The organism is Flectobacillus sp., from assembly GCF_049240685.1.
Taxonomy (GTDB): Bacteria; Bacteroidota; Bacteroidia; order Cytophagales; family Spirosomataceae; genus Flectobacillus.
The window spans coordinates 1-7,157 of record NZ_JBMLSD010000184.1; the positions used below are offsets into that span (position 1 = coordinate 1).

Genomic DNA, 7,157 nt, shown 5'->3' on the forward strand with positions numbered 1-7,157 from the left:
AGCGAGGGAGGGAAAAGCTCCAAAATCTTATAATTTACTATTCACGCCTAACGTCCATCACTGACGGTCTCCCATTCAAACTGAATCTGAAAAGGTTCTTTCTTTTTCTTATCAGCAAAGTCGAGTGTTATTGTTGCTGCATGAAAAGTGGTTCGTTCGCCCAATTCTATCTGTTCTACTTCTTGATTATGAAAAATTTTCTTAATTCTTTTTGGTGCATCATATTCTCTTAGGGAATGATTCTGAAGTACTTGACTCAAACAGTTGTCATAGTCATAATTTTGGGTTGTGAATAAACCAAATTCGGAGGAAGTTACTAAGACGAGAAATTCATCAATATAAAAATATCCCAATATGCTCATTTTACGATACTTATAATAATTCATTCTGGCCATATTAACTTTCAAAAGCTTTGTTACTGTTCTATCGGCTTGATGTACGATTTCTTCTTGAAGCAAAATAACCGTAGATTTTGTATCAATGTATTTTCCAGTACCTTTTGAGTTACTTACGTCTGCCTTATCGACGTATCTTCTCAGTGCTTTTATGGTAACTGAGTCTTTAATGTCTAATAATGGAATCGTACATTGAGCAACTAAGTCGGGAGCGGAGGTAAAAAGTAGCATGCACAAAAGTGCAAGAAATGAAAGGTGTGTTTTCATAAAAAAGTTATATTAGAATTAATTTAGAGATGTAACTTGTTTATTAATGTAGAAATTACTGTGTTAAGATATAAAATTTATCCTTTTGTGTTTTGAAACAACTGATTTTTTTTACCAAAAGCTTAAAAAACAGTTCTTTGGCTATTGCCTTTTTGGATAAAATTTAGCTTAGTTTTCCTTCACGAATACCATCTAATAACTTAGCTATGTTTAATGAACTAATAGGTTGAAAATTAGAAAAAACTGATGGTTCAGGATAAAAATATTTAGCGAAGACAAACCCGCTTATTTCTACATTAAATACGTTAGCATATTTTAAGATTAAATCCCTACCATCGTCTCCTGTCACACCCAAATCATTTTCTAACTCGGTGGTATCTGTAATATCGATGTTGAATTCTCCAATTTCCTCCCTAATGAATTGAATAAGTTGATATTTTAGTTCATTGTCCATTTTGACAGAAGAATTAAATGATTGGGGTTTTAGATATCCTGATTCAAAAAAAATCGGTACCGAAATATTCAGTACCGATTACAATTTAACCAATAATTATTAATAAAATTCTTTATTGTCTAGTCAATGTTTCCTTCACAATACGAGGAGCATTTACATTGTAAGAGTAATGTAAATAGAATTTCTTCGTAGCTGGGTCGTAGTAGTTTTTAGAATAACTCTGGTCTACGTTTGGAGTTGCTCCAGAAGGCTTAACTGTTACTGAATTATCAGAATTGATGGTCAATAACATGTAATAGCCAGAACCTCCTAAGTCACCTAACTCAGCGATTACAGTGTTGGCATTCACACTTACTAAGTCTTTTACACGGTCGATAGCACGGTCACCAGCAGTTGGGTGTGAGAATACCCCAGCAGCTTTGTAACGACCATCCCATTGGTTTTTAGCGATGATTTTGAACAAGGCTGACCCCAATCCTGAACGGATTTTGTAAGCCCCTGCGTTATCTACGGTTAAACCTACCGCATAGTCAGCACCTACGATTTTTGTAGGGTCGATTGTCAACTGAACAATTTTACTAAACTCACCAGCATTGAAAGTTACGTCGGTAGCTGAAAGTTTGTAAAAAGAAGTTGGCAAAGGTTTAATAGTTGTTCCATGTGCCGTATTGTAATTTGTAATCAAGGCATCGTCTACCTTTAACTTCACTGTAACGGTCGATTGCAATTCAGCATTGGAAGTTACATCACGGATAATTTCCACTAAATCAGCCGTTTTGTCTCCTGCACTTAGTTCTAGACCTACATTGTTTAGTTCTGTGCTTGCAGCAGGGATTCTAACAAAGTTTGAGCCTTTTCCAGCAATTAGGTCTTTGCCTTCTTCGATACAACTTGTCATCGAAAGAAGTGAACCTAATGCTAGGACATTAAATATGTTGATATATTTTTTCATTGCTTCTAGAATTATAAAAGGTTAATCTATTTGTCCCACCAAATTTTAGCATCTTGAGTATCGCCACCTGTTAGTCTTGATACAGCTGCTTGATAATTTGTTTTGTTAAGGTTTGGTTCATTTGAACCATACACAAAACGACGAGGAATCTGCTTACTTGAGTTTGTTGCTTTTGGTGTTGGAGTAAGCGCAGGAACACCTGTTCTACGCCATTCTGACCAACCGTTTGCGCCATCTGGGAAGAATGAAATATAACGTTGAGTACGAACTTTGGTCAGTATGTCAGTACTTGTTGTACCTAATTGAACACCTGCGTTCGCCATGAAAGTATTAAACTTCGTTTGGTCAAATACACCCCATTGTTTCCAAGACATTTCAAGACCTTTGCTGTACATAGTTGAAGCATTTTCAGTTGTCCAGCCCAAAGCAGCCGCTTCAGCTCTTGCCAAATACACACTCGCAGCAGTCAATACAAATGAAGTTGAACTACCAGCTCTAAAACTAGGATTCAAAATTCTTGACCAGTCAGCATGTGCGTTAGTATAGTTAACAGCATCGTCACGAGTCAAGCCATAAGGCATTGGAACAACAGTACCACTTGCATTTGGTTCGCCATAAGCGTTTACACGAGCGTCAGAAGTAGCATAAAGCATATTTACGATTACATCACTAATACCGTAATCTTTACGTCCGTTGTAAGTGTTGTACCAAGGGCTATTGAATGTACCACCTGGGTAAGCCACTTGCGTATTGTCCTCATTTGCATCAATCACGCCACCACTAGCAGCCAGAGCATCCAAAAATTGCGCTTTACCAGTAGTTGGATCAACTTTTGATAAGCGAAGCGCCATGATTAAACGCAATGAGTTAGCAAATTTTTTCCAACGAGTTAAGTTACCACTATGAACAATATCCCCGACTGGAGCAGCACCACCGTCAAATTGAGCCACAGCTTCTTTCAACTCTTTAAACAAACCATTATAGATTTCTTGTTGGGTATCGTATTTTGGTTGTGTTTTTAATTGTAAAGCTTCCGAATAAGGCATATCACCCCATTGGTCAGTCAACATCAAAAAGCGGTATGCTTTTACAATACGAGCCAACGCAATTTGGTTATTGTTTGAGCCATTCAAGGCAGCATAAGCCTTAGTTGCAGGGTCTGTATTGTTATTGATGATATTTTGTAAATCATACAACGAACCAGCATAGTTACCATCCCAACCTATTTGAGGAATAGCATAAAGTGATGTTTCTGTATATTGAGTTTCTGCAAAATACTGACAATACAAACCATTTCTGATTGAACCATTGTTGGCAGGGCTATCAAAATCTAACAATGCATTTGTTAACAAAGCTGAGGTTACAGGTGTTACAATGGCATTGGGGTTGTCGTTCATTGTTCCAAAATCCGAACAACTTGCTGTGAAAAGCATTACTGATGCAAAACCCAGCGATTTAAGTATATTTTTACGTATCATCTTACTCTTCAATTAAAATCGTTTGTTAGAAACCTAATTTGATGTTTACACCTAATGATCTTGTGCCTGGGAACTGACCGTTTTCACCGAAAATTTGAGACATCTCTGATGGGTCAAAATCTCTGTTTTTAGTATAAATCAACCAAGGGTTACGAGCAACAATTGAAACCGTTGCGCTTTGTAACAATTTGCTTCCTTTTACTGGAATTCTATAACCAATGCTAACCTCTCTCAATTTGATGAAATCAAGGTCATAAACGTGTTCTTGAGAAAGTTTGTTAGTAGCGAATTGGTGGAAGTAGGTATAAGCATCTACGTATTTATCTACTGCAGCACCATCTGCTGTTACACCTTGTACGTGTACACCACCACCATCAGCCACTGGGTCACGGATAGGGTTTCCTTTGTCATTTACACCTGCAGTTCTTTCAAACAAACCTGAGAAACCACCCCAGTAATCAGACAATGAGAAGTATTTACCACCTTTAGAGAATTCGATGTTAGCCGAAAGTACGAAGTCTTTGTATTGAATCTGGTTGAACCAACCACCTGTGAAGTCTGGCAATACACTACCCAAATACGAGTTTGGCGTTACTACATACATACCATCTGCAGTTAATACTTTCTTGCCATCTTTGTAAGTATAAGCACCTCCACGGATTTGACCCCATGCTTCGCCTACTTGATGCACAACAGTACCTACACCAAAAGCATCTGAAGTTACGGTAATCGCGTCTACACCTTCTGCTAATGCCAACACTTTCGAATTGTTTTTGGCCCAGTTTACTGTAGTAGTCCAAGTAAGGTCTCTTGTTTTGACAGGCGTTGCATTTAATGAAATCTCTAAACCATGACGGTTGATTTTACCAGCGTTAATCAATTTTGAAGTAAAACCACTCGTTCCTGAGATAGGCACAGTAATGATTTCATTGATTTTATCTTCGTTGTAATATGTTACTGACAAACCTACTTTATCTTTCAAGAATTTCAAATCTAAACCTAATTCATAAGCAGATGATAAAGCTGGTTTGATATTAGGGTCAACAATCGTATTTGGTGTTCCCATATATGAGTAAGAACCAAATTTTGCAGAAGCTAAGGAGTAGTTCAAGGCCAATGAATAAGGGCTTAAGTCTGAACCCACTTGAGCCCAGCTAGCACGAACTTTACCAAATGACAATGCAGGAACAGTATTGCGAATCAATTCACCGAAGATGAATGAAGTACCTACAGATGGATAAGTGTAAGAGTTAGCATCTTTTGGAAGAGCTGAAGAACGGTCATTACGTACAGAGCCTTCTAAGAAAATGATGTCTTTGTAACCAAATGAACCACGTGCGTACATACTGCGAATTTCTTTATCAGAACGGTATGAGCTCAAAGATGGAGTCGATGATGAGTTGCTCAATGCAAAATAGTCTGGAATCACTAGACCGTTTACAGTACCAGCCGCCATTGTTCTATAGCTATCATGACGAATATTTCCACCAGCCATCATATCGATTGTAAAGTCTTTGATGTGCTTGTTGTATGTTGCCATCAACTCGTAGTTCATCTCGTTTGGTGTGTTACCGTTGTTTACGATATTACCATAAGTTTGGTAAGTACTGTATCCAGCTTTTACACCTGTTTGCGTAGCCGATGTTTGGAGAATAGTTGGCACTTTTGATTCACCAAAAGTATTGCCTTGGTTGAAACGAACAAAACCTGCTACCTTCAAATTATCATTGATTTTATAAGTCAGGTTCACATCACCAAACATACGTCTTCTATTTTCAGAGATATCTAATTTATCAAAATAAGAATAAAAGTTATACCAGTAGTTTGCTCCGTAGAAGTTCAATGGAGAAGAAGCATAAGCACCTGGGTTGTTGTGGTTCCAGCTTGCCAAGATACCTTCTGGAGAAGTCAAGTCTTTTAATTCTTTCAATTTATTCAAATCCAAATCTCTATGGAACCAAGCATTGAATGAACCAGAAGATTGGTTAGCATAACCATCGTTGAACTGTCCTTTAATAGTATATTCCGACAAGTTGATATTAGCAGTAGCCGTCAAATGCTTGCCTAAATCTACGGTAGTTTGTGAGGAGATATTGTATTTAGCACCGCTTGATTTGTACATCAAACCATTTTGGTTTTGTGCTGTAAATGAAATACGAGTAGAGTAATTGTCTCCAGCTTTAGAAAAATTAACGTTAGTGTTCGTAGCAAACTGACCTTGGTAGAAATCACGGATGTTGTTTGGTTGAGCTACCAAAGAGGCTGTTTTTCCTGTATATTGTGTGCCCGGATACCATGCATACCAAGGAATATATTCTTGGCCTACCATACGAGGACCCCAAGAAGCATCATCCGAATAGTCGTGGTAGTATTTACCATTTAATGCTTTCCATTCTTCTGGCATACCAGCCTCCCAGTTGAATTTTATCATGTCTGAAGAAGCACCACCTGCATAAGAGTTTTGGTAGCGAGGCAAAATGTACACTGTTTCGTAAAAAGTACTCTGGTTCAATTCGATACCAACGCCTTTTTTCATGGTACCTTTTTTAGAGGCCATGATGATTACACCAGCATCACCACGTTGTCCGTAAAGTGCTGTTGCACTTGGACCTTTCAATACTGTTACTGATTCTACGTCATCTAAGTTTACGTCAGATGAACTTACAGGGTTACCGTCAAGGATGTAAAGTGGAGCTTTGTCGCTCAATGAACCCGCACCACGGATACGGATACTAGCATCGCGACCTAATGCTACTGTTGACTGGCTACGTACCTGAATACCAGCTACTTTACCAGCTAATGCGTTATTTAAGTTTGTTTGACGAATGGTGTTTAATTGTTCATCCTTAACACTCTGAGCAGAGTAAGCCAAAGATTTTTCTGAACGTTTTACACCTAGGGCAGTTACCACAACTTCTTCGATTTGAGAAGTGTTGACTTTCATTGCCACGTTGATTTGTGATTGCCCGCCCACCGTAACTGATTGCGGAGCAAAACCTACAAATGAAAACGTTAGAACGGCGTCCTTACCTACCGAAATTTTGTAAGAACCATCTGCACCAGAGGTTGTTCCGCGGGGTGTACCTTTAATTGAGATACTAACGCCAGGAAGTGGAGCACCATCTTCGGATGAGGTCACCTTCCCTGTAACTTGCCTATCTTGTGCAAACGCATTGCCTATCTGTACAAGAAGAAATACAGTAATAAGCAGTAAGAGTTTTCTCATAATGATTATTGTTTAAATTGTTTGGTAAAAAGATTCATTTAAAGGTGGAAAAGAGACATATTTCAACTAACTGTAAGTATATACGTATCCCAGAAAGGGTGTTCTCGGTTCTGAGCACACACAGTTATAAAGGCATCGTTTCGGGCAGAAAGATGAATATGAAAATATCAAAACCTTATTGAGTATCGTATAGACGCACTTTTCAGTGGCAATTGTTATAGAACAATGCTAAGGTTTTGAATATTTGAGATTGAATAATAAAAGGAAAGCCTCCAGGTGTGTATTCACCCAGAAGTTGCGTTTGAATCGTGATAGTTTTCCTTTAGTTTGGTTGAATTGTTGGTAAAGTTTTTCAAGCTAATCAGTTAAGTTATGTCAAAGAATA

5 protein-coding genes are annotated in these 7,157 nt (G+C 38.1%); all 5 read right to left on the minus strand.

The window, feature by feature from the left end; all coding sequences use genetic code 11:
- Window positions 1-47 precede the first annotated feature (47 nt).
- Window positions 48-662 carry a hypothetical protein gene (locus tag ACOVQ4_RS08575; protein ID WP_421820237.1) on the minus strand — a complete coding sequence of 205 codons (615 nt, stop codon included), beginning with the start codon at window positions 660-662 and terminating at the stop codon, window positions 48-50.
- 163 nt (window positions 663-825) lie between these two features.
- Window positions 826-1,116 (minus strand): DUF1493 family protein, encoded by a 291-nt coding sequence (locus ACOVQ4_RS08580; RefSeq protein WP_421820238.1) that lies wholly within the window; start codon window positions 1,114-1,116, stop codon window positions 826-828.
- A 112-nt stretch (window positions 1,117-1,228) separates the two neighbouring features.
- Complete coding sequence (locus ACOVQ4_RS08585) at window positions 1,229-2,068, minus strand: BT_3987 domain-containing protein (protein ID WP_421820239.1); 840 nt, start codon at window positions 2,066-2,068, stop codon at window positions 1,229-1,231.
- 26 nt (window positions 2,069-2,094) lie between these two features.
- A complete protein-coding gene (locus ACOVQ4_RS08590) occupies window positions 2,095-3,546 on the minus strand; it encodes a SusD/RagB family nutrient-binding outer membrane lipoprotein (RefSeq protein WP_421820240.1) in 1,452 nt (483 codons plus the stop codon).
- Window positions 3,547-3,571: 25 nt separating this feature from the next.
- Window positions 3,572-6,772 (minus strand): SusC/RagA family TonB-linked outer membrane protein, encoded by a 3,201-nt coding sequence (locus ACOVQ4_RS08595; RefSeq protein WP_421820241.1) that lies wholly within the window; start codon window positions 6,770-6,772, stop codon window positions 3,572-3,574.
- Window positions 6,773-7,157 lie beyond the last annotated feature (385 nt).

Bases quoted from the DNA above. Each gene is read 5' to 3' on its own strand.
- ACOVQ4_RS08575 (WP_421820237.1), bottom strand. From the start codon at position 662: ATGAAAACACACCTTTCATTTCTTGCACTTTTGTGCATGCTACTTTTT.
- ACOVQ4_RS08580 (WP_421820238.1), bottom strand. From the start codon at position 1,116: ATGGACAATGAACTAAAATATCAACTTATTCAATTCATTAGGGAGGAA.
- ACOVQ4_RS08585 (WP_421820239.1), bottom strand. From the start codon at position 2,068: ATGAAAAAATATATCAACATATTTAATGTCCTAGCATTAGGTTCACTT.
- ACOVQ4_RS08590 (WP_421820240.1), bottom strand. From the start codon at position 3,546: ATGATACGTAAAAATATACTTAAATCGCTGGGTTTTGCATCAGTAATG.
- ACOVQ4_RS08595 (WP_421820241.1), bottom strand. From the start codon at position 6,772: ATGAGAAAACTCTTACTGCTTATTACTGTATTTCTTCTTGTACAGATA.